The sequence below is a fragment of the Parapedobacter sp. ISTM3 genome (genome assembly GCF_016533505.1).
GTDB lineage: Bacteria > Bacteroidota > Bacteroidia > Sphingobacteriales > Sphingobacteriaceae > Parapedobacter > Parapedobacter luteus.
The window spans coordinates 14,697-37,118 of sequence record NZ_JAENGN010000014.1 but is presented as its reverse complement, the minus strand read 5'-3'; the positions used below and the strand labels follow the sequence as shown (position 1 = coordinate 37,118).

Here is a 22,422-nt window from a genome sequence, read left to right as displayed (position 1 = left end):
TTAGAAACTACCAAAAGAGTCGTTTCGTTTGGTTAATTTTAAATCTTGTAAGATGGATGCTTTTGCCCGGATGGTGACGTTGTAGCTTTGAAACCGCCCGAAGGGTACCCAGCCGAACGACATATCCCAGCAATGGAGGTCGCGGTAAATACTAAAACGGGTCAAGGAGATTTCTTTTTGCCTGAAATCATATCCCGAATTGAATTGAACCTTCCATTTAGGCGTAAGGCTGAAATCGCCATGTAAATTCAGCGTGGCGGTGACGGTAGACCGTGTACCCGGATTGGAATATTGAAAGCTGAATGAGCCAGCAAGGTTCCAGGGGATGTTGAAATCAACAAACGCATTGGGGTCCGAACTGATTCTCGCCAGTGCCTGTTGCTGCTCAGGGGTCATATTTGCTTTCTGGTTGTCCAATGAATCAAGGCCACGCTGCCGGCTGTCATTGGCTTTGGGGTTAAAGCTATAGTCAAACGATAGTCCGAAATTCGTGAGCCGAGCAAGCTGGCCTTCTGTAATAGCAAAGCGGTTTACGCGTCTTCCCATGCCTTGGTCAAAATGATAAGGGTCAAATGTGCCATTGAAATTGAGGTTGATTTTTTGGTTGAACAACGCCGTACGTCCGGAAAAATTGATGTTTGACAGGTTAAACGAATCGGCCACGAAATTATAGTTGCCGCTGAAAGTAAGCCCTTGCAGGATAGGGATTTTCTTGACCCCACCATTGGTGGTATCCTTACTGCTCAGGATTTTTGCCTCGATATTATTGTCGACGGAAAAACCGATACCCATCGAACGTCCGCTGCCCGGCGAACCGTACCGGCTACCCTGAAAAATCGAATATAAGGTTTCCCTGCCCTGCGCATCAGTAAACCGCCGGTAAAACCCATACATCGGATTAGAAAAGTCGGGGCGGTAATTGAGGTTGACCGATGGCGTGATGACATGCCGCATGGCCTGTATCTTGCCAATTTTGGGGTACATCCCGTAAATCTTGGTGGAAAGTCCCGAAGAAACCGAATAATCGTACGACCGTTCGAACCCATTAACGGTATCCCGCAATTCGACATAACCGTTAGGGGTGTTGTCCAATCGTCTTCTATACGTTTGCATATGCCAGCTTTCGTTATAGTTGACACTGGTATTGAACTGGAAAAATTTCAAGACGTTCAGTGACAAACTGATGGGGATACTGTGTTGAAAGCCGCTTTGAAATTGACTTAATGTTTCTTTACTGAATAACCCTGATTCTTGCGCATTCAACACGTTATCCCCTCGCAGAGAATAGCTGACATTGATGCGTTGATACCATTTCTGTTCGCCCACCCGATCTTTTGAATCAAAGGGATTGAACGAGCTTACGCTCAACGCAAAGGTTGGCAGGTCCAAGGAGACGGTTTGCGCCGTCATATCTTGAGAATGCCGCATGCTGGCCGTGAAGTTTACTTTTCCATCAGCGAATGTTTTTCCATAACTGATGCTGGAGTTCATTGAATTCCGGGTGAGCTCTTGATAGTTGTATGAAGCATTAGCCGCTGTATTGTGTGCGTAAGAGCTCGTTCCAAACATGACATTGGCACTGAAGGTCGTTCCGGGATTCGCTTCCTGCAATTGAGTATGATTCCAGGTAACCCTAAAGTCATTTCTCGTTTGGTATTGGGCGGTACCTTCCACACCGCTTTTCGTATTCGCATAGTTAAGGTTGAATCCGCCGTTGTACTTGTAATTAACGCGGTAGCGGGTAAGTATGGCGGCTTCGTATGAGCCTTTTGAATACAACGTTCCACGGATTTCACTGTCCCAATAATCATTCAGAGCCAGGTACCAACCGATATCGCGCATAAAAAAGCCCCTATTGAATTCCTCGCCGAATGTGGGGAATAGGAAGCCCGAAGCTCGTTTATTCGGCTTGGGGAAAAAGCCAAACGGGATGGTGATAAACCGTAGTGGTATTCCTTCCATCACCAGATATGCCGGTCCGGAAATAATTTGGTTTTCCGTGACCACACCTTTACTAATCTGGATACCAAAATGGGTGTGGGGTTCGGGCAGGTTACAGGTGCTATACATGCCATGATAGAGCGACATTTCATTGTATTGATTTTTGCGTACCCTGCTGGCCTGAATGAATCCACCTTCTACTTCGGTGAAAATACCGAACGTTATGCCATTCCCTGTATCAAAATTATATCGCAATGAATCGACGGCCTTAGGTGTTTCGTTGGGGAAAATGACGATCGGTCTGCCAACATATTTATTATTATGGTCGTTCCGCCCGCTGGCAAATACTTCATTTTCAGCCTGGTTTACACGGATGTAATCTGCGGCAAGCTCAAAACCTTCATATTTGACTTTAGCATCGCCATACAAATAAATAATATTCGTTCTCAAATCAGTAATCTGGGAGTCGGCAGCTACGATGCTTACAACCGCTTTTAACCCATCCTGGGTATTGATTTGGACGGTATCTTGTCTATTGAGTGTGTCTGCGGCAAGACTGTCTGGACGAAGAGCATCGGTGGTATCGACCGGCAAAATCGGCCGCTGCAGCGAATCAAGTCTGGTGCTATCCTGTTTGGAGCGTTCTTGACCATGTACGGATACGGTCAAAACTACCGTTAATAAAAAAGACGAAAAAAAAACAGCAACAGCCTTCAAATTTGACAACGAATATTATTTTTGCAATAAATCGGAATTGCGCACAAAATTAATTAAAAATAGTTAGGATTCTGGTGTATTACATCGATATGATAAAACATCCCACAAAGCAAGTTCTTTATTTCATTTCCCTGTTTATATTTATTCCAACGATTTCTTTTGCAAATAAGTATCAGGATACCGCATATACCGTTAGAACCATCGTATTGGATGCCGGGCATGGCGGGGACAAACCCGGAGCTCGCGGTGCAACATCGCTGGAGAAAAACATTGCTTTGCAAGTTGCATTGAAGTTAGGCAAGGCTATTGAATCTGAGATTCCCGGAGTGAAGGTACATTACACACGAACAACCGATGTTGATGTCGAGTTGTACAAGCGTATCGAGTTTGCCAACGCAAAAAAAGCAGACCTCTTTATTTCCATCCATTGCAACGCTGCGCCTGCCCGGCGGGTAAGGATGCGTAATAGCAAAGGGAAATATTATTATACGACCGTTCAGAATAAACAAATCAGAGGTACCGAAACGTTCGTGTCGGGATTTGGCAGGCTGGATGAACAGGAAGTTGCATTGCGGGAAAATGCGGATATTTTGCTGGAGGAAAATTATGAAGAGAATTATCAGGGGTTTGATCCGAACGATCCCGAAAGTTTTATCGTATTTTCGCTGATGAAGAATCAATTCCGCGAACAAAGTATTCGGCTCGCCTCATTCATCCAACAACAATATGTCAAATCAGGAAGGGAAGACAGGGGAGTACAAGAATTGAGTTTGGCCGTATTGGCGCGGGCGGGTATGCCTGCGGTATTGACCGAAATTGGTTTTATCAGTAATCCGGACGAGGAAACCTACATGAAGTCGGAAAGTGGGCAGGCGGAAATTGTGAAAAACTTGCTGGAGGCAATTAAAGCCTACAAGCGGCAGGTGGAACATTGAACGTGCAGCATAAACAATACAACGTTTAGGTTGTTAAGTGGTGGTTAGGGCCGCGATCGGTGGCCGGTGAGCGGCGGCTGGTAATCGGTGGGCCGTGGTCAGTCATTGTGTAAGAACTAAATTGGAAAATCTTGAAGATTGCAAACGAAACCAAAGTAGGTATACTGGCTGTGGTAGCCATAGCCATCCTCGTTCTGGGCTACAGTTTTTTGCGGGGCAACGATGTCTTTAGTCGTGAAAATACGTTTTACGCAACATACGAACGGGTAGACGGGTTGACCGCATCCAAGCCTATCCTTGTAAATGGGTACCAAATAGGGCGCGTATCCGCCATGCAGTTGCAGGCAGATGGTAGAATTAAAACCGAATTTAAAGTCAGGCGGGATTATGCCATTCCGGTAAACACTGTTGCGCGCCTTGCGAGCACCGACTTGTTGGGAAGTAAAGCCATCGTTTTTGAACTGGGCGACAGCCCGGAATACGCCAAAGACGGCGATAAGTTGGAAGCGGGTTTACAAAAGAACATCATGGAGCAGGTTGAGCCTATCCAAAAGAAAGCTGAGGATATTGTTGCGGTATTGGATTCGGTATTGAGTTCAATTAATAATACCATCAACAAGGATTTTCAACGAGATTTTAACCGGAGTATAAACAGCATCGCCAATTCGCTTCAAAACCTTGAGGGAATTACCGGGCAGTTGGACGGTCTGGTGGTTTCTGAGCGAAATCGCATCAGCCGAATCGTCGCCAACGTCGAATCCATTACGGGTAATCTGAAGGACAATAACGAGCGCATCGGGCATGTACTGGCCAATCTCGACAGCATAACTGATCAAGTGGCTAAAGCTGACTTCGCGCAGACCATTGTCAGTGCAAATCGAGCAATGGCCGATTTTCAGTCGATCACTGATCGGATAAACCAAGGCGAGGGGTCTATTGGTATGTTGCTTAATGACGAACAGCTGTACAACAATCTTAATCAAGCTTCGAAAAATCTGGAGGAATTAATAGCCGATATGAAAGCGCGGCCGGGGAGGTATGTGCATTTTTCAGTATTTGGACGCAAGAACGATTAATGGCCACTGCGAGGCTGTTCGCACGCTGAAAACGAGCCGGTTGTGTTTAAAAATAAAAAAGTTTGTCATTTTAAAGAATAAGCCTTACTTTTGCAGTCCAAATAAAAATCCTATGCGGAAGTGGCGTAATTGGTAGCCGCACCAGACTTAGGATCTGGCGCCGAAAGGCGTGGGGGTTCGAGTCCCTTCTTCCGCACTTGAATCCTCCCGAAGATATCGGGATCCTCCCGAAAACATCGGGGGGATTTTTTATATATGCGATAAACGCTTAAAATTGAGTATGAACATTTCACACGAAAACATCGACGAAATCAATGCTGTCATCACCGTAGACCTTACTCCCGAGGACTACAATCCGCAAGTAGACAAAGCTATTAAGGAACAGGCCAAAAAAGCCAAGCTGCCAGGATTCCGGCCGGGGATGGTACCGGTATCCCACATCCGGCGGACGTACGGCAAAGCGCTCTTGTTTGATGAAGTGAATCGGTTGGTCAGCGACAAAATTAACCAATATATCAGCGATAATAAATTGGAGATTCTTGGTCAGCCGCTGCCCAAAGAAGATGATAAAAATGATTATAACTGGGATTTTCAAGATACGTTTTCCTTTCACTACGAGATAGGGTTAGCGCCGCAGTTTGAAGTTCCCTTCAACGAAAAGACCACGTTTACGGAATATGTCGTAAAGGCCGACGAAGAGACGCTTGAATCGCGCATCAAGAATCTGCGCCGTAGCTATGGCAAGATGACCAACCCCGATATAGCTGAAGACGGAGATGTGCTGTATGCCGAGTTGAAGCAAGTAGACTCTGAAGGGAAAGAAATAGAAGGGGGTGTTGTCAATACCGCTTCTGTACGAACCGATTTGGTTGACGATAAAAAAATTAAGAAATCCCTCGTGGGATTGAAGAAAGATGATGAGGTGACCATCGATCTGAAAAAAGCTTTTAAATCGGCAGCGGATATCGCCCGCATGCTCGGCGTAAAGGAAGAGGATGTTGAGGCATTAACGACCAGTACATTCAAGCTGACGGTTAAAAATATAAATCGCCTGGAAGAAGCGGAATTGACGGAAGATTTCTACAACAAACTGTTTGGTGAAGGAACGGTTAAATCCGAAGCCGAGTTCAGGGAGAAAGTGAAGGAAGAAGTAGAAAGTATGTTGGTGCAGAACGCCACACAAAAATTGCAGAACGATATGTACCTGAAAGGGTTGGAATCCGTCAAGGTAGATTTTCCGGAAGCATTCCTGAAAAGGTGGCTGAAAGCCACTAATCCGGAGATCAAGGATGACGAATTGGAGGAAGGGTTTGCCGATTTTCTGAAAAACCTGAAATGGACGCTTATCGAAAACCGCATCATTACCCAAAACGGACTGGAAGTCAAATACGAGGAGGTCTTGGCACTCGCAAAGGAGCGTATCGCTGCGCAGGTCAAAATGTATAGCCCCGGACAGGAAGCCACTGACCAGCAATTGTCCCAATATGCCGTGCAATTACTTGGCGACAAAGAGCAGGCAAACCGGCTATTTGATGAGGTAAAAGCGCTTAAAGTATTTGATCATCTTCGCGGAGTGGTCAAATTAGAGAAGAAGGAAATCGAGTACAACAAGTTTTTGGAGCTTTAAGTAACCGAGATTCTCGGCTAACGCATTTAGAAAGGGGCTGTATCAAACTACAGCCCCTTTTTTTGAGATTTTTTTTATTTTTCCACGGCAACGAATTTCGCCAGTGGCGCCATTCTTGCACGGAAGAGCTGGAGCGTGTCGTTCTGGAGGTGGTAGCTGTCGGTCATCTCCAACACCCGTTTTAAGCCATTTTCCACCTCCATGTTTTCGCAAGCCATCATGGTGCCGATGAGCTGGGAAAATTTAATCCGGTTGGGCTCGGCCAATTCATACGTTCCGCCCAAACCATTACAGCCGCCGTTTGCCTCCAATCTATTGTTTTCTTGATTTAACCGGATGTAAGGCTCCTTTTGTGTCGTGCCAGCGTCGACCGCAGTGCCATCCAGTTCAATCAGTTTCCAATATCTCCCAATCAAGGTATCTGTTAGTTTGGTCAGTATATAATGGGCTGCCAGATTGCCCGTAATACGGTTGCCATCCCTATCAAGATGAAACAGGCGGTTTTCGCCTACTTGGAATTTTTCGTTCCGTTCGTCCAGCGTAATCCGGCTCCCGCTTTCATCCCAACTGAATGACCCCGATTCCCTAAACACGGAATCGCCTTTTTCAAGGTATTGTGTTTTCAATAGATAGGAATTGTCCGTTTTCAACGTTAGTGTGTAATCAATCCCCGGACAATCTGCGCACGGCAATGTGCCGTGATAGGTGCCGCTCCAATCCACCGCGTTGCGGCTATTGTGTGCGGCATCTGGCGGCTGGGTGGCGGTTGTCTTTTTCATTTGGCATGAACCGGCCACGACTGCGGCTATGACCATGCAACCAATAGCCCACGTAGAATTTGTAATAGGTTTCATAAGCGCTTGTTTAGAAAAATAAAAGCATAAAGTATACCAAAAGACTTATCGACCGGATATTTTAGCAACCAGCAACTTCACGCCTTCGATGCATGCGACGCACGAGACAGACACCGCTGCGGTCAGCCACAAGGCTTCAGCAGGCAGGGCTGCGGTTTTAAATATCGGCTGCAAGACTGGCGCATACACCAACAACAGCTGCAACCCCACTGAAAAAAGAATGGTCATAATCAGGAACGGATTTCGAAAAAGGGGAAGCCGGAACAACGAGGTGTTTAAGCTTCTAACGATCAATGCATTTCCCAACTGCACGAAGCTTAACATGGAGAATACCATTGTCTGCTGCAATACGGTTTCATACCCCTTATTCGTCGCCGCAAATTGCAGCACAAAGGCTCCAATAGCCATCAGGCAGCCAGTGAGCACTATCCGTGGAATCAGTCTTCCTGCAAAAAGATTTTCGTCCGGCCGCCGCGGCGGCCGTCGCATGGCATCGTTTTCTGCTGGTTCTGAGGCGAGGGCCAAGCCAGGCAAGCCATCCGTTACGAGGTTTATCCAAAGGATATGAATAGGCAATAGCGGGATCGCCAGTCCCAGAATCGGGGCAAAAAAGATGACGAGAATCTCGCCCAAGTTGCATGACAGTACATATAGGATGAATCGCCGGATATTGTCATAAATGCGGCGCCCTTCCTTAATGGCTTTCACGATGGTCGCGAAGTTGTCGTCGAGCAGAATCATGTCTGCCGTTTCCTTGGAGACATCCGTTCCGGTTATGCCCATGGCTACACCGATATCTGCTTGTTTCAAAGAAGGTGCGTCGTTCACGCCGTCTCCGGTCATGGCCACAAACTCGCCGTTCTGTTGTAGGGCCTTCACTATCTTTAACTTCTGCTCGGGCGATACCCGCGCATAAACAGCCGTATGCTTTGCCGTGTCTTTCAATTCATCGTCCGACATTTTATTGAGTTCGGCCCCGGTAAGCGCTTTTTCATGGTCGGAAGTGATAAGCTTCAAACGCTCGGCAATGGCAACCGCAGTCAGCGGCTGGTCACCCGTGATCATCACTGGCTTGATACCTGCGGTAGTGCACAGTTGGATGGCCTCCACCACCTCTTCCCGCGGCGGGTCAATCATGCCTGCCATACCCAGAAAATCCAAATCCGTTTCCAGTGACGGCGTTAATTGTTCCGGCTGTTTATCCAGCCATTTATAGCCAAAAAAGAGCACTCTTAGTCCTTCGCGGGCCCATTCGCGGTTGGTGTCAAGCCATTCTTCTTTTTTTTCGGTGAAGCCGGCAGCCAATGTATCAGCGATTTGACCTGGCGCACCTTTCACAAGCAAAAGGTATTTGCCGTCAAGTTGATGGAGCGAGCTCATGCGCATGCGCTCCGAGTCGAAAGGCACTTTACCTACAATAGGATAGTCGGTCTCCGCTTGCTGCTTGTCGATTCCCTTTTCAAGCGCATAAGCGACCAGTGCGATTTCTGTAGCGTCGCCCAATGGTTTTCCGCTTTCATCAAACCGGATTTCGTTGTTCAAAAAAAATGCATTCAGGAGTAGCGATTCCTTTTCTTCCGGACACCATACGCGCTCGACCGTCATTTTATTCTTGGTAAGTGTTCCGGTCTTATCGCTGCAGATATAGGTTACCGATCCAAGCGTTTCCACAGCTGGCAGCCGTCTGATGAGCGCCTGCTGTTTGACCATCCGGGCGGCACCGTTGGCCAAGGCGATGGTGATGACTGCGGGGAGGGCTTCAGGCAGCGCCGCCACGGCGAGTGACAATGCCGTGAGAAATATGGTCAACACCTCTTCGCCACGGTATAAGCCATGAGCAAATATCGCTGCACAGATAAACAGCACGACAACGACCAATTGCTTGCTGAACTTTCGGAGCCGGCGTTGCAACGGGGTTTGCTGGGCTCCGCCTTCCAGCAGGGAAGCTATTTTGCCCATTTCCGTGGCCATGCCGATTTCGGTCACCACCATCTTTGCCGATCCATTGCTGACAACAGTCCCTTTGAAAACCATATTCAGCCGGTCGCCGGGCAATAATTCTGCCCCTGTAATCGGGGCGGTATGTTTTTCCACAGCGTGGCTTTCCCCCGTGAGCATGGCCTCGTCTACTTTGAGAGCACTGATTTCCAGTAGCCGTCCATCTGCAGGAACGATATCGCCGGCGTCAAGCAGCACGACGTCGCCTGGAACCAATTGACTTGCTTCGATCTCCGTTGGTGCGCCGCCTCGGACGACCGTGGTTTGCTGCGCCGCCATTTGTTGCAGTTTTTGGATGGATGCTTCTGCCCGGCTTTCCTGAATATATCCGATAATGGCATTGCCCAGGATAATGCCGAGGATAACATACGCATCAGTATGTTCGCCTACAAAAAAGGAAATAGCCGCAGCTACAGCAAGGATGCCAATCATCACATCCATAAATTGGGAAACAAAAATCACAATTTTTGATTTTTGCCTGCCGCCTTCCAACTTGTTGAAGCCGTGGTGTTCTCGCCGTGCGGAAACGTCTTCTTGGCGTAATCCGTCCGGAGAAGAACCCAAATCTTCCAATGCTTGTTTAGCAGTTTGTTGATGCCAATGTGAGGCCATATCATGAGATAACAGGTGTTTTAAGATAGCTATTTATACTAATCGTAACGGTAAGCTTCGAATTATGTTTGTTTCGTGGATAATTGGTATCTTGTTTGGCGAATTGACGTTATGGAAAACTATGATACACTAAGCATTCCTGAGGCCACCCTTTTGCAGAACAAATTGCGCGAACGGGTGGATACATCGGAAAGGGAGCTGTCCATTCAATGGATTGGCGGCGCTGATGTCTCACTCAACCTATATAGTACCACCATTTATGCAGGCATTATCGTACTCTCGTTTCCCGCATTGCAGCCGGTGGGGTGGTCACTGGTCAGGGCGGAAACCCGCTTTCCATATGTGCCTGGATACTTAGCGTTTCGCGAAGTGCCTGCATTGGTGGAGGCATGGAGAAGGTTGACCCTCAAACCTGATGTGCTCGTGGTCGACGGCCATGGTATTGCTCACCCACGCCGGCTGGGCATTGCCGCCCACTTCGGTGTGGAGACCGGACAACCAAGTGTGGGCTGTGCCAAGAAGCTGCTGACGGGTAACTATCATGAACCCGGTTTATTAGTGGGCGATCATAGTCCAATCATGGCCGGTGTCGAGCAAATTGGATATGCCTTTCGTAGCAAAAGCAAGACCGCGCCGGTATTTGTTTCGCCCGGGCATTTGGTTGGCATGGAAAACAGCCTGCAAATCATCCGGCAATGCATAGGAAAGTACCGGATTCCCGAACCTACTCGACTGGCACACGAGTTGGTCAACCGCTTCCGGCGTGGCGAGTTGCCAGAAGGAGTCGGATAATTTAAGGCAGTTTTACCTTATAGATTTGATACGGATACTCCACCTTATCCTCGCCATTGTTCCATTGTGGATCGCGCTGCAGCTGGGCACATGAAAAATACAAATATCCGTCCGATCCGATGCCAAATGAATCCGGCCAAAGCAGGCGATCATCCTGCACCAGGGTATGCAGCCTACCGTCGGGCGAAAGGTACTTGATGCTGTAATCCATGGAAGAGGTCAAATAGATATTACCCTTGTTGTCAGCTATCAGACCATGCGTTACGGCAGTCTCACCCATGTCTTCCACCTGTGTCGCCAGTTCGGTATCTGTTAGTGATGTATCAGCCAGATATCGGGTTTCAATGCGATAAAGGTTTAACTTATTGATTGGCTTGAAGTAAAGGTACCGATTGTCTTTGGTCAGCGCGATGCCGTTGACATTCGAACGGAAGGGATTGCCGCTCCGGTCGCGCATTTCCTTGCCATCGTAGGTCAGGATGATGTGAGGGTCGGCCGTGGTGAAAGGTTGGCCACTGAGTACGGTACGTGTCGATCCGGATGCAAGGTCCAATACAACGATAGCGGCGCGGCCGGGGTCGGAAAGGTAGGCTAAGCTCTTATCCGGGTCGATACGCATATCATTGAGCCCCGATGTACTTTTGTCGAGGTCGTCAAAGGTATATACGCGTTCTACTTGGTTGGTGGCAAGGTTTATTTTTAGCAGTTTGAACGCACCCTCGGCTGCGGCAGCGCCGTTCGGACCGCCGAATATCGAGCCTTTCGGCGCAGGTTTCGAGTCCAGCACCCAGAGGTTATCGTCGGTATCCACATACAGGTCCTGCACGTTGATGAAACGGGTGGCCGAATCGCCGGTATGCGCATTCCAGGCTTTGTCGGGAAAGGGTAGGGGCTGGCCGTTGACGATTTCGGTGAGCCCATACCGATAGTCCTTCCCTTGGTTGGGGAAGGAGACGAACAGGCGGTTGTCTGACGATACGCTGACGCCTATGGCGCGGCGCTTACCTAAGTCTACCACCGGAATCAGCTTGTCACTATAATGCCGTTGTTGGCTGGTCGCATCCAGGCTGGTCATCGCGCCCAATACCGAAACGATTATGGCCACCCGGCCGCATTTCTTGAAGGTTATCATAGCATCTTCATTATTTCCAATATGTCAAAAGTCCATTCTCCATGCCAAAGTAAGGATCCGTTTTCGGTAAAGGCACCTGCGCCATGTTTTGGTCTGCTTGCGGCCGTTTTCCATCTTCGCCCCGGAGAAGATCCCAATCTTTGCCATCCGGGTATGCGCCCACTACGATGAAGTCCGGACTGTGCCGGATACACTTATGCCCAACACCTGCCGGAATGATCATGATATCTCCGGCTTGCACATTCATTTGCCGGCCCTTCTCGCCACCTAATTGCAGTAGCGCGTTGCCGCTGAAACATCCCAGTACTTCATGCGATGTGCTGTGGTAATGATGGAAGGGATAAATGCCGGCTTGCCATGAATTATACCAGTCGTTTTGCCTGAAGTGCTTTTCAAGCCAGACGGCCCCTTCAGATCCCCTAGCCTTGAAACACGCACGGTATAGCAGCAGTGGGTAATGACTATTGGGGATGAGGCCATCATCGTTGAATAGGTATTTTTCGATGCCAATCATAAAACCTTACTATTGAAATAGTTATTTCTCCTTATGTCCCTGCAGGACTGTCAGGATGAATGAGACGTTCGTCTTTTAGCGCCTTCCACAGTGCTGCCGGTACGTCGGTGTGGAATGACCTGACATTTTCCTGCACCTGTTCCGGGCGGCTGGCCCCCGGGATGACCGCGCCCACTACCGGATGCTGCGCTGCAAACTGCAGCGCCACGGTAGACACGCTTACATTATATTGGTCGGCTATCGCTTTTATCCGTTTTCGTTTGTCTACCATTTCTTGTGGCAAACCGGGGCCGTAGTTCCAGCGATCCAAGCCCGCGGCAAAGCCACCATTAAGCGGGCCACCGATGACAGCCTTCACGTTTTTCTCGGCCATCGCGGGAAACAAGTTCGTTAAGGCATCTTCGTGTTCGAACAATGTATATTGGATAGCCACCAGCATGACGTCCGGATCGGCCACTTCCAGTGCTTTCAGGATGGGTTGTGGCCTGTTTACTCCCAGTCCCCAAGCCTTGATGATGCCCTCTTCACGCAGCTGTGCCAACGCCGGAAAAGCCCCTTTTGCGGCGATATCGAATTGTTCCGTCCACCGATCACCCAAGTCGCCGTTGTCCGGAGACAAGTCGTGTACAAATACTACATCGATAGATGACAGACCCAGCCGCTGTAAGCTGTCCTCAATGGATCGCTTTACGCCGTCTGCCGTATAATCATACCGGAATTTAAAATTGAGGCGTCCTTTCCAGAGGCCGGCCGACCCGGGTGCAAACTTCGGGTCGGCCTCGAATATTCGGCCAATTTTGGTGGATAGCACATACTCCGATCGGTCTTTCTCAAACAGGAAATGCCCGAAACGGCGCTCGCTTAAGCCGTATCCATAGAATGGCGACGTGTCAAAATACCTGACACCGGCGTCCCACGCAGCGTCCAATGTCTGATTGATTTGCTCGTTGGTGTGGGCCTGCCAGCCGTTGCCGGCCGCCACGCCGCCCAATCCAAAATTTTGTGGAAATTGGAATACATTTGATGAATTGCTCATTGTTTGCTGTCTTACAGATAGGGTTTGTTGATGGGCAGGGCTTGCGGCAACTTGGGCATGGAATGAGGCCATGCCGGCACTGCCTGCTATTGCCGCAGCCTGTTGGATAAATTGTCGTCGGGTAGTCGTCATGGTTTGCTAACGTTGTCTAGTTCTTCGAGGTCTTCGCTGTCAAGTGTCAGCTTCGCAGCATCGAAAATAGTTGCGAGCTGTTGCTTGCTGGTGGCGCTGACGATTGGCGCGCCAATATGCGGCTGGGCGAGCAGCCAGGCTAATGACACGGTAGCTGGCGTCGATTGGTGTTTGGCCGCCACCTTATCCAGTGCGTCAAGTACAGCTAATCCTTTTTCATTCAGGTATTTTTTCGCACCGCCCCCACGGACGCTCTTGTTGAGATCGGCTTCACTGCGGTATTTTCCCGTAAGGAATCCTGCCGCTAGCGCCCAGTAGGGGAACACCGTAAGCCCATATTTTTCAACCAATGGCGCATAGTCGGTTTCGTAGCCCGCACGCTCCAAGAGGTTGTAATGCGGCTGTAACGCCACATAGCGGGGGAGCCCATGCGTTTCCGCCGCGGTAAAAGATTCCTCCAGCCGTGCAGGAGAAACGTTGGAAGCGGCGACATAACGCACTTTTCCCGCTCTAATGACTTCTTCATAGGCCGAAAGTGTTTCTTCAACAGGCGTTTTGTTGTCATCGAAATGCGTATAATATAAGTCGATGTAATCGCTTTGCAATCGCTGTAGTGATTCGTCTACGGATTTCAGGATATGTCGCTTGCTGATATCAGATGGGTGTGCCTGAGTTTCCGAACCCACTTTTGTTGCGATCACTACCTTATCGCGGTTGCCCCGGCTTTTGAGCCAGTTGCCGATGATGGTTTCTGATTGTCCGCCCGTGCCGTTGACCCACCAGGCATAAGTGTCTGCGGTATCGATAAAGTTGAATCCGCCTTCGATGAAGGCGTCCAATATATCGAAAGACCCGGTTTCATCCAACGTCCATCCAAATACATTGCCGCCCAGGTTGATGGGCGCTACCTCCAGATCCGATGTGCCTATTTTTACTTTTTCCATATCTTTTTAATTTACGTTGTTTATGACTTTTTGTTTTCCGGTACGCCGAAAGTAACCGATTTGTGGTTAGCCGGTGTTCCGTTGCTGCACGCAAATTAGCGCCTTTAAAGGACTAAACGGCTAAATAAAAGCCATCATTCTGTAAAAATACGTCGGTTGCCGCGTCTGGGTATGAGGTGCCGTCCATAGGTGGCCGAAAGGCCTTGTCAGGTATTTGTTGTACGTGTACTCAATCGGGTGGCAATGATGCTGACGAGAAGGATCTGCAAGGCATGGAAAATCATCAACGGCAGGAGCATGAGGCCTACGGCGGCGGTTTGGCCAAACAGTGCGTTGGAAAACACCGTGCCATGTACGAGCGATTTTTTGGTGCCGCAGAATTGTACCGTGATGCGATCCGCAATGTCAAGTCCCATGCGGCGAGCAAAGAATCCCGTTAGGCCATAGACCAGGTAAAACAGTGCAATGACCAAGGCGGAAATAACGCCGATATCCAACCATTCCATGCTGCTGAATATGTGCGCTTCAAAGGAGTGAGCAAAGCTTTTGTAGATGATGAGCAAGATAATGGTTTTGTCAAATAAGCTGAGGTTTTTGGTGTTGCGTCGGGCAAAGTCGCTTAGCCAGGGGCGTAGCGTCAAGCCGATGGCAAGCGGAAGCATAATACCGAGGAGCAGGCTCAAGTAGATATCTCCTGTATCCACAGCGGCGTGTTGCTGAAGAAAAGGCGCCATCCATAACGGCGTGACGGCAATACCGATAATGCCTGAAATACTGGCGTTGAATATGGCAGCGGGTATATTGCCGCGGGCCATCACGACCATTACGACTGATGACGACACCGTGGATGGTAAGGCTGCGAGGAAAAGAAATGACAACCATATCGTCTGCTGCTTTTCGCCATGAACGAAGGGAAAAGCCAATAGCACAAGCAATGGGAAGAGTATAAAGGTTGTTCCCTGCACCAGCAGGTGCAATCGCCAGTTGCGGAGGCCACGTAGCAACTCGGAAGTGCTCAATTTCAAACCATAAAACAAAAAAATCAGCGAAATGCCAAAGGATGATATCCTATCAAGCGGTATCGGGCTTTGCGAACTCCCCGGCTGCGGGAAAAAATAAGCGAGCAGAATGCTGGCGATGATGGCAATGACAAACTTATCAAGTTTCATAATGGTACAGCGAAGATACAGATTTTATGTATGTTTGTGGTGAGATACACGTTATACCGCAATGATTACCATAGCCAACGAATGGCTGCAGGCCACGATAAGCCCGATCGGTGCTGAGCTCAAAAGCTTGAAGAGACAGCACGATAATCACGAATACCTGTGGAACGCCAATCCGCGGTATTGGGCAAAGACCAGTCCGGTGCTTTTCCCCATCGTGGGTGCGCTGAAAGATGATACGTATTACTACAGGGGCCGTGCCTACCGATTGCCGCGCCATGGATTTGCTCGAGAAAAGTCATTTGACGGGAAGCTCTTATCGCCTACGGAAGCGGTCTTTACGCTGACTGACAGCGAAGAAACACGCACCGTTTATCCGTTTGCTTTTCAACTGATGCTGCGCTACCGGCTTGACGGGCACGCGCTCACCTGTCGTTATGAGGTTCACAATCCATCGGACAGCCAACCGCTGTTTTTTTCCATAGGTGGACATCCGGCATTTTCGGCCTTGGCAGAAAACGGCGGACCGGCGTATACGGATTACTTTCTTGAATTTCCGGATGACGATGCATTATTGTGCCACAAACTCGAAGGTAACCTGATTTCGGAACGTAAGGAGACCATCCTGCTTGACAAACGGCATCGGCTGCCGCTGCGATATGAATTGTTTTATGCAGATGCGCTGGTATTGAAGACGTTGCAAAGTAACACCATTACCTTGGGCAATGTGATAAATGACCGAGGTATCCTATTCCATCACGACGGTTTTCCTTATTTCGGTATTTGGGCGGCGAAAGGCGCAGATTTTGTGTGTTTAGAGCCTTGGTGTGGCATTGCCGACCATATAGGGCACAACCAGCAACTGGAAGAAAAGGAAGGTATGCAACACCTGAGCGGGGGAGACAACTGGAGCCGCAGCTGGGCAGTCACTTGTTTTTAACGATAGTCATATGGGAGCCAATAACTGGGAGACCATCCAAAGCCATACGGTTTACGAAAATCCATGGGTTCAGGTGGAACATCATGACGTGATTACACCTGCCGGTAAGCCCGGTATTTACGGTGTGGTGAAATTCAAAAATAAAGCCATCGGTATTGTGCCGGTGGATGATGACGGGTTTACCTATCTGGTAGGCCAATACCGGTATACCCTGGGTGAATATTCCTGGGAAATCCCGGAAGGAGGGGGACCGCTGGTAGAAGACCCGTTGGCTGCTGCCCAAAGGGAGTTAAAGGAAGAAACAGGGCTGGTAGCAGAAAACTGGCAACGCATCGGCCGTATCCACACCTCCAATTCGGTCACCGACGAAGAAGGCTTTATCTTCCTCGCGCAAGGGCTGACACAGGGCGATGCGGAGCCGGAAGAAACCGAGCAGCTCCAGGTGCGGAGAGTCGCGTTGACGGAGGCGGTAGCGATGGTTATGCGCTCGGAGATTACCGACTCGATTTCTATGTGCGCAATACTGATGGCTGCCCGGATGATGGGGGTATAAAACGCCATTTTCTGGTCATTTCTTCGTTGGCGGGATTGCAAGTGACGAAAGGAATCACGACATTTGCGCCATGTCACATCCAAAAGTCCAAGCTGTCTTTTTTGATATCGACGGCACACTCCTTGGGCTGAAAAGCAAGGCCATTCCGGACTCCACCATAGAAGCCTTGGCTATCTTGAAAGCAAAGGGGGTCAAAATTATTGTTTCCACCGGCCGCTCGTATGAGCATGCGCAATTTTTGGCGCCTTATGGGTTTGACGGGTTCATCACATTTAACGGAAGTTATTGTGTAGATGGTCAGGGGCAGCCTTTCTTTCGGCATACCATCGATGCCGATGACATTCGTATATTGCATAATCACTTAAGCACGGTAGATAATTTCCCGGTAGGGGTGATGACAACCGAAGGGTCATTCATCAGTGACATCACGGACGACGTGACGGCGATTTTCGAGTTGCTTAAGTTGGAAGTGCCCCGCCCGGAGCCGTTTACCGAGGCATTGAACAACGAGGTGCTCCAGCTCAACCTGTTTGTAGACGAAGACAAGGAATCCCACATCATCAACCATGTATTGAAAAACTGCGAGTCGAGCAGGTGGTGCCCCGTCTTTATCGATGTCAATGCCCGCGGGATCAGCAAAAAAATCGGTATGGAACAATTTTTTGCCAGGTATGGCCTCTCGGCCGGACGGACCATGGCTTTCGGTGACGGAGGAAATGATATTCAAATGCTGCGCACCGCCGGCGTGGGCGTGGCAATGGCCAATGCCGGAGACCATGTAAAAGTCGCTGCCGATTACGTGACGGGGACGACCGAGGAGGATGGTATTTGGAATGCGCTCAAACGGTATGAAATCATTTAACGTACTAATCGTACGAATCGTTATTTTTGCCGCCTTAATTCCTTCCTGTGCTTAAAAAAAGTTTGATTTCGCTGGCATTTGGTTCATTTGCCATCGGTATGACGGAGTTTTCCATGATGGGCGTGCTGCCCGATGTCGCTGCGGATTTATCAATAGACATTCCTACGGCCGGCTATTTTATCGCTTTGTATGCTTTCGGCGTGGTCGTCGGTGCGCCCACATTGGTCATGGCGTTGGCAGCGTATCCACCCAAAAAGGCATTGCTGTTTTTAATGGGATTGTTCGTGTTGTTCAATGGGTTGTTTGCCCTTGTACCGGGTTATCATACCTTGCTGATTGCCCGCTTCATGTCGGGGTTGCCGCATGGTGCTTTTTTCGGAGTTGGTTCGGTTGTGGCTGCGTCGTTAGCCAGTAGGGGTAAGGAGGCCCAGGCTATATCCATCATGTTTACTGGAATGACCATTGCCAACCTGCTGGGGGTGCCACTTGGGACCTATATTGGCCACCATTATTCATGGCGATATACGTATGTGTTCGTAACCTTGTGCGGTGTTGCCACGTTGGCGGCTTTATACGTTTGGTTACCCGCCATTAAGTCTCATTTGCAGGGAGGGGTTTCTCAACAATTCCATTATTTCAAGACAAAGACCGCATGGCTGATGATGGCTATGATATCCATCGGCACGGGCGGGCTGTTTGCGTGGATCAGTTATATCGCACCGCTGATGACGGAAGTAGCAAAGGTACAGGAGGATCAGGTGTCGTTTGTCATGGTGGTCGTTGGGTTGGGAATGGTGGTGGGCAACCTTATCGGCGGAAAACTTGCCGATACCGTTACGCCCAATAAAGCGGTCATCCTATCCTTTGCCAGCATGGCCGTATGTCTTCTCGTTGTCTATTTTACGGCACATATCAATGCGTTTGCCTATCCGATGGCATTCATTACCGGGATGATTTCTTTTTCGAATGGCTCACCCCTTCAAATGATGCTGATTAATTCGGCAAAGCATGCAGAAACACTCGCTGCAGCGGGTGGGCAGGCAAGCTTTAACCTGGGCAATACGCTTGGTGCTTACCTGGGTGGTTTACCTATCGTTTGGGGGTTAGGGTATCACTCGCCGCTATTGGTTGGCGTGCTGATGGCGACTGTGGGCGCGCTCTTTGCCTTGTATATCTTGGTCATGCGCAAGTACGGTCGGCTTTGATATCAGTGCGCGCTCTTTGCCGCGTAACTCGCAAAAGCCGATAGGATATATGGCCATCCCTGTTCGGACGCCATCGCATCCCGGTATGCGGTATAGTTATTCCCATGGTTTTCGAATTTGCCGTGCGTTAGTTGTATACGCGTGGCGCCCGGTGCTGGCTGTTCGAACAATATGTAAACTTCACTGGCTTTGTTGGCATCCGGTTCAGGTACGCGCGATGCGCTAATTTGCCATTTGAAAGCGAAGCGTTTGCCCTGCTCGACTTCCATTACCGTACCCCAATCACATCGGAATCCATTTGGACCGATTTCCGTGCATAAACCATGTGGTATCGGGTCGATTACCAATTCCACCAGTTTATCTTTGGACCACGTGTACTCTTGCGGCCACCATAATGTTAATTTATTGACAAACAGATCGAATGCTGTTTTTATCGGTATTGTTACTTCAATTGTTTTTATAATGGTCGTCATGGTGTTGGCACTAATTTCGCCTGGTATGCTTGTTGTTATCCTCATGTGCTGGCTGGCGTTTTCAGCAATACATCGTAAAATTACGTCATTTTTTTTGGGCTAACGACCAAAATGTCGTCTTTTTGCAAAGATGGATTTGAAGCAAATGAAAAACATCGTCGTTTTCTGCGGTTCGAGTATGGGAACCGATAGTATTTATGAAGACCAAGCCTATCAGCTTGGTAAGACACTGGCTGAGTCAGAAATAGGGTTGGTCTATGGCGGTGCCAAGGTGGGCCTGATGGGGGCTGTGGCCAGTGGTGCACTCCAGCATGGCGGCCGTGTGGTTGGTGTTTTGCCGTATTTCCTGCAAACCAAAGAAGTAGCGCATGACGGTTTGACTGAGCTGATACTTGTTGATACCATGCATGAGCGCAAAACGAAGATGAACCAGCTTAGCGATGGCGTCATCGCCCTACCCGGGGGCTTTGGTACCATGGAGGAGCTCTTTGAGATGCTCACTTGGGGGCAGTTGGGCCTTCATCATAAACCAATGGGATTGTTTAATATCAATGGCTTCTATGATGAGTTGATTGCGCTCGTGCAAAGTATGGTAGACAAGGGATTCCTAAAAGAAATTAATCGACATATGCTATTGTGTCATAATGATATACACAAATTACTTGAGCAAATGAGTAATTACCGGCCACCTGCGGTGTCTAAATGGATAACGAAAGAAACCACGTGATGGATGTGATCCCTTATTTTTTCTGCTTACAGGCTAAAAGAATGCATCGCACCATCAGCGACTGGGGGATATACCCGTTGTTTGTGTACATAAGCCTGCCGATTCTATTTGTCGCCGCCTCTGCGGCGCTTTTTCAGCGGACGTTACATGCGCCGTGGATTTATGTGGGAGTTGCGGGTGTGGTGCTGTTGCAGTGGTGTGATGTGGCGCGTCAACGCTTTCTGCAGCAGCTGTTTGGTCGCCAAGCTTATTTCTGTCTCCGTTTCCTTGAGAATACGGTGACAATACTGCCTTTTGCCTTTTTTTTGTTTTATGAAGGAGCTGTATGGTTTGCATGGGGTGCGTTGGTCTTGGCTGTCTTGGCCGTTTTCGTCCGGACGGCAAACTCAGGCTTGCGGGTGTTGCGCACGCCTTTTTCACGTGAGCCCTTTGAGTTTGCTATAGGCTTCAGAGCGTCCATATTTTGGGTATTATTGGTTTATTTGCTGTTAGTTATAGCTATTTATGTAAACAATGAAAACCTAAGCGCCGCCACGATCGTCCTGATGGTATTGATCTGCGCCAGTTATTATGGGCGGAGTGAGCCCCTGTTTTATGCGTGGATATACCCATTGGGTCCACATGCGTTTTTGAAACTGAAAATTAAAACGGCGCTGAAACAGGTCTCCCTGTTGGTATTCCCTATGGCGGTGGCGACAATGATATACTTCTCCGACAACTGGTTAGCTATATTACTTGTGTTGGTGGTGGGTTGTGGCTACCTTGTACTGGCTGTGCTGGCCAAGTATGCGGCCTTTCCGGGGAGCGTCAATTTACTTCAAGGTATGGTGATGGCGCTTTCCTTGGTACTGCCGCCGCTATTGCTAGTGACCATACCATATTTTTATCGGAGGGCAGAAAATAATATATTACGCATCTTATGAACGTTCAAGTACGACAACTAACCAAGTCGTTTGGGGTTAATCCGGTGCTCGCCGGCATCGATTTGGATTTCGTTGGTGGACATGTTTACGGCATCGTGGGGCAGAATGGAGCAGGCAAGACAACGTTATTCAATTGTTTGGCTGGCTTGGAAGCCCACGGTGGTACGGTGACCACCGAAGGCGGACGGCTGAAGGACCGGCTCGGTTTTCTGCAAACAGAGCCGTTCATGCTGTCGAGGATGACCGGCAGGGAGTACCTTCGTTTATGCTGCAAGGCACGTGGCGTACCCGATGGTGACTTGGATGCCCGGAATGTATTTGACCTGCCGCTTGACCGGTATGCACAGCAATACTCCACCGGCATGAAGAAAAAACTGGCCTTGCAGGCTATCCTTTTGCAACCGAATGACGTTTTTATTCTGGACGAGCCTTACAATGGGGTTGATATCCATAGCGCGTTGCTGATTACCGAGATTATCCACCGCCTGCGTGCAAGCGGAAAAGTGATTCTTATCTCCTCGCATATTTTCTCGACATTGAAAGATACTTGCGATGTCATCCATGTGTTGGATAGCGGTAAGATGGCGAAAACAGTAGAAAAAGCTGATTTCAATCGGTTAGAGCAAGCGATGACCGATTTTGCGGTGGGGAACAAGCTGGATGCTTTGCCTCTGGGTTGAAATCGCTCCTATAAGGGACTTCGGTGACTCGCTGAAAAGCCGAGCGCCTTTCAATCGAAAGGCGCCCGGCTTTTATTGAAAAGGCGCCCGGCTTTGAGGCAAAAGGCGCCCGCCTTTTCCCGACTGAAGCCGGTCGTTATCCTACTTCGTTGAATACGTTGTGTTCGTAAGCTTCTTAACCAACTGTTTTCCCGGCCTGAAGTAAATTTTGCATCCTTTAATCGAATTGGCATTCACAGCTTTCGGCGTGTCTTGGGCTTCAGCATCCAGCGATAGATAGAAGGAGCCAAAATCGCCCAGCTTAATGATATACCCATCGGATAGTGCTTGGCTGATTGCATGGGTAAGACCTTCGATAACGGCAACGACGTCTGCCGCATTCAACGTAGAGGCATGCGATAAATTACTGCTGATGTCATGGATGTCGACATGCCCGCGGCTTTTGCATTGCGCAATATACCGCGGTTTGCCGGGGTCTTTAAAATTGTGTTGTTTGACGGTGATGTATTTTACGGACATAGGCGTTTGTATGAGTTTTTCTGTTCCAATATACACATCACGATTTAATATTCGCACTTTTTGC

General features: G+C 49.0%; 21 protein-coding genes and 1 tRNA gene. 12 read left to right on the top strand and 10 right to left on the bottom strand.

Annotated features, from left to right (window positions below):
• The gene (locus JHJ32_RS17010; protein ID WP_079716002.1) at positions 1-2,610 is read right to left on the bottom strand and encodes a putative LPS assembly protein LptD; all 2,610 of its coding nucleotides are present in this window, start codon (positions 2,608-2,610) and stop codon (positions 1-3) included.
• Between the two features lie 137 nt (positions 2,611-2,747).
• Between JHJ32_RS17010 and JHJ32_RS17005 the strand changes: the two genes are divergently transcribed.
• The 4 genes from JHJ32_RS17005 (at position 2,748) to tig (ending at position 6,296) form a co-directional block, all read left to right on the top strand.
• Entirely contained in the window at positions 2,748-3,593 is an 846-nt protein-coding gene (locus tag JHJ32_RS17005) for an N-acetylmuramoyl-L-alanine amidase (RefSeq protein WP_079716003.1), read from the top strand.
• Between the two features lie 131 nt (positions 3,594-3,724).
• The gene (locus JHJ32_RS17000) at positions 3,725-4,669 is read left to right on the top strand and encodes an MlaD family protein (protein WP_079715598.1); all 945 of its coding nucleotides are present in this window, start codon (positions 3,725-3,727) and stop codon (positions 4,667-4,669) included.
• Positions 4,670-4,783: 114 nt separating this feature from the next.
• Positions 4,784-4,865, top strand: a tRNA-Leu gene (locus JHJ32_RS16995).
• 84 nt (positions 4,866-4,949) lie between these two features.
• A complete protein-coding gene (gene tig, locus JHJ32_RS16990; RefSeq protein WP_200121763.1) occupies positions 4,950-6,296 on the top strand; it encodes a trigger factor in 1,347 nt (448 codons plus the stop codon).
• Positions 6,297-6,370: 74 nt separating this feature from the next.
• Here the strand turns inward: tig and JHJ32_RS16985 are convergent, their stop codons facing one another.
• Positions 6,371-7,150 (bottom strand): copper resistance protein NlpE N-terminal domain-containing protein, encoded by a 780-nt coding sequence (locus tag JHJ32_RS16985; protein ID WP_200121762.1) that lies wholly within the window; start codon positions 7,148-7,150, stop codon positions 6,371-6,373.
• A 45-nt stretch (positions 7,151-7,195) separates the two neighbouring features.
• Entirely contained in the window at positions 7,196-9,760 is a 2,565-nt protein-coding gene (locus tag JHJ32_RS16980) for a cation-translocating P-type ATPase (RefSeq protein ID WP_200121761.1), read from the bottom strand.
• Between the two features lie 111 nt (positions 9,761-9,871).
• Between JHJ32_RS16980 and nfi the strand changes: the two genes are divergently transcribed.
• Entirely contained in the window at positions 9,872-10,552 is a 681-nt protein-coding gene (gene nfi / locus JHJ32_RS16975) for a deoxyribonuclease V (protein ID WP_079715602.1), read from the top strand.
• A 1-nt stretch (position 10,553) separates the two neighbouring features.
• On the opposite strand, the gene JHJ32_RS16970 is transcribed toward nfi, so the two are convergent.
• The 5 genes from JHJ32_RS16970 to JHJ32_RS16950 all read right to left on the bottom strand — a co-directional run bounded on the left by JHJ32_RS16970 (position 10,554) and on the right by JHJ32_RS16950 (position 15,479).
• Complete coding sequence (locus tag JHJ32_RS16970) at positions 10,554-11,684, bottom strand: SMP-30/gluconolactonase/LRE family protein (protein WP_233632716.1); 1,131 nt, start codon at positions 11,682-11,684, stop codon at positions 10,554-10,556.
• A gap of 10 nt (positions 11,685-11,694) precedes the next feature.
• Positions 11,695-12,198: a cupin domain-containing protein gene (locus tag JHJ32_RS16965; protein WP_200121760.1), complete on the bottom strand. Its 504-nt coding sequence runs from the start codon at positions 12,196-12,198 to the stop codon at positions 11,695-11,697.
• Positions 12,199-12,229: 31 nt separating this feature from the next.
• Positions 12,230-13,366, bottom strand: coding sequence for an aldo/keto reductase (locus JHJ32_RS16960; RefSeq protein ID WP_079715604.1), 1,137 nt, complete (start codon positions 13,364-13,366; stop codon positions 12,230-12,232).
• On the bottom strand, positions 13,363-14,310 hold the full coding sequence (locus JHJ32_RS16955; protein WP_079715605.1) for an aldo/keto reductase: 948 nt from the start codon (positions 14,308-14,310) through the stop codon (positions 13,363-13,365). The genes JHJ32_RS16960 and JHJ32_RS16955 overlap by 4 nt, the downstream gene beginning before the upstream one ends.
• A gap of 206 nt (positions 14,311-14,516) precedes the next feature.
• Complete coding sequence (locus JHJ32_RS16950; RefSeq protein ID WP_200121759.1) at positions 14,517-15,479, bottom strand: bile acid:sodium symporter family protein; 963 nt, start codon at positions 15,477-15,479, stop codon at positions 14,517-14,519.
• A gap of 61 nt (positions 15,480-15,540) precedes the next feature.
• Here JHJ32_RS16950 and JHJ32_RS16945 point away from each other — a divergent pair, with 61 nt between their 5' ends.
• The 4 genes from JHJ32_RS16945 (at position 15,541) to JHJ32_RS16930 (ending at position 19,036) form a co-directional block, all read left to right on the top strand.
• A complete protein-coding gene (locus JHJ32_RS16945) occupies positions 15,541-16,416 on the top strand; it encodes an aldose 1-epimerase family protein (protein ID WP_200121758.1) in 876 nt (291 codons plus the stop codon).
• A 10-nt stretch (positions 16,417-16,426) separates the two neighbouring features.
• Positions 16,427-16,969, top strand: coding sequence for an NUDIX hydrolase (locus tag JHJ32_RS16940; RefSeq protein ID WP_079715608.1), 543 nt, complete (start codon positions 16,427-16,429; stop codon positions 16,967-16,969).
• Positions 16,970-17,039: 70 nt separating this feature from the next.
• Positions 17,040-17,831: a Cof-type HAD-IIB family hydrolase gene (locus JHJ32_RS16935; RefSeq protein WP_200121757.1), complete on the top strand. Its 792-nt coding sequence runs from the start codon at positions 17,040-17,042 to the stop codon at positions 17,829-17,831.
• Positions 17,832-17,878: 47 nt separating this feature from the next.
• Positions 17,879-19,036: an MFS transporter gene (locus JHJ32_RS16930; RefSeq protein ID WP_200121756.1), complete on the top strand. Its 1,158-nt coding sequence runs from the start codon at positions 17,879-17,881 to the stop codon at positions 19,034-19,036.
• Between the two features lie 2 nt (positions 19,037-19,038).
• Here the strand turns inward: JHJ32_RS16930 and JHJ32_RS16925 are convergent, their stop codons facing one another.
• A complete protein-coding gene (locus JHJ32_RS16925; protein ID WP_200121755.1) occupies positions 19,039-19,554 on the bottom strand; it encodes an SRPBCC family protein in 516 nt (171 codons plus the stop codon).
• 100 nt (positions 19,555-19,654) lie between these two features.
• Here JHJ32_RS16925 and JHJ32_RS16920 point away from each other — a divergent pair, with 100 nt between their 5' ends.
• From JHJ32_RS16920 to JHJ32_RS16910, 3 genes are read left to right on the top strand one after another with little or no spacing between them, the layout of a single operon-like run.
• On the top strand, positions 19,655-20,236 hold the full coding sequence (locus JHJ32_RS16920; protein WP_176146095.1) for a TIGR00730 family Rossman fold protein: 582 nt from the start codon (positions 19,655-19,657) through the stop codon (positions 20,234-20,236).
• The gene (locus tag JHJ32_RS16915; protein ID WP_200121754.1) at positions 20,212-21,159 is read left to right on the top strand and encodes a hypothetical protein; all 948 of its coding nucleotides are present in this window, start codon (positions 20,212-20,214) and stop codon (positions 21,157-21,159) included. The genes JHJ32_RS16920 and JHJ32_RS16915 overlap by 25 nt, the downstream gene beginning before the upstream one ends.
• Positions 21,156-21,839 carry an ATP-binding cassette domain-containing protein gene (locus JHJ32_RS16910; RefSeq protein WP_079715614.1) on the top strand — a complete coding sequence of 228 codons (684 nt, stop codon included), beginning with the start codon at positions 21,156-21,158 and terminating at the stop codon, positions 21,837-21,839. Before JHJ32_RS16915 ends, JHJ32_RS16910 begins: the two co-directional genes overlap by 4 nt.
• 141 nt (positions 21,840-21,980) lie before the next feature.
• On the opposite strand, the gene JHJ32_RS16905 is transcribed toward JHJ32_RS16910, so the two are convergent.
• Positions 21,981-22,358: an HU family DNA-binding protein gene (locus tag JHJ32_RS16905; protein WP_079715615.1), complete on the bottom strand. Its 378-nt coding sequence runs from the start codon at positions 22,356-22,358 to the stop codon at positions 21,981-21,983.
• Between the last annotated feature and the right edge of the window lie 64 nt (positions 22,359-22,422).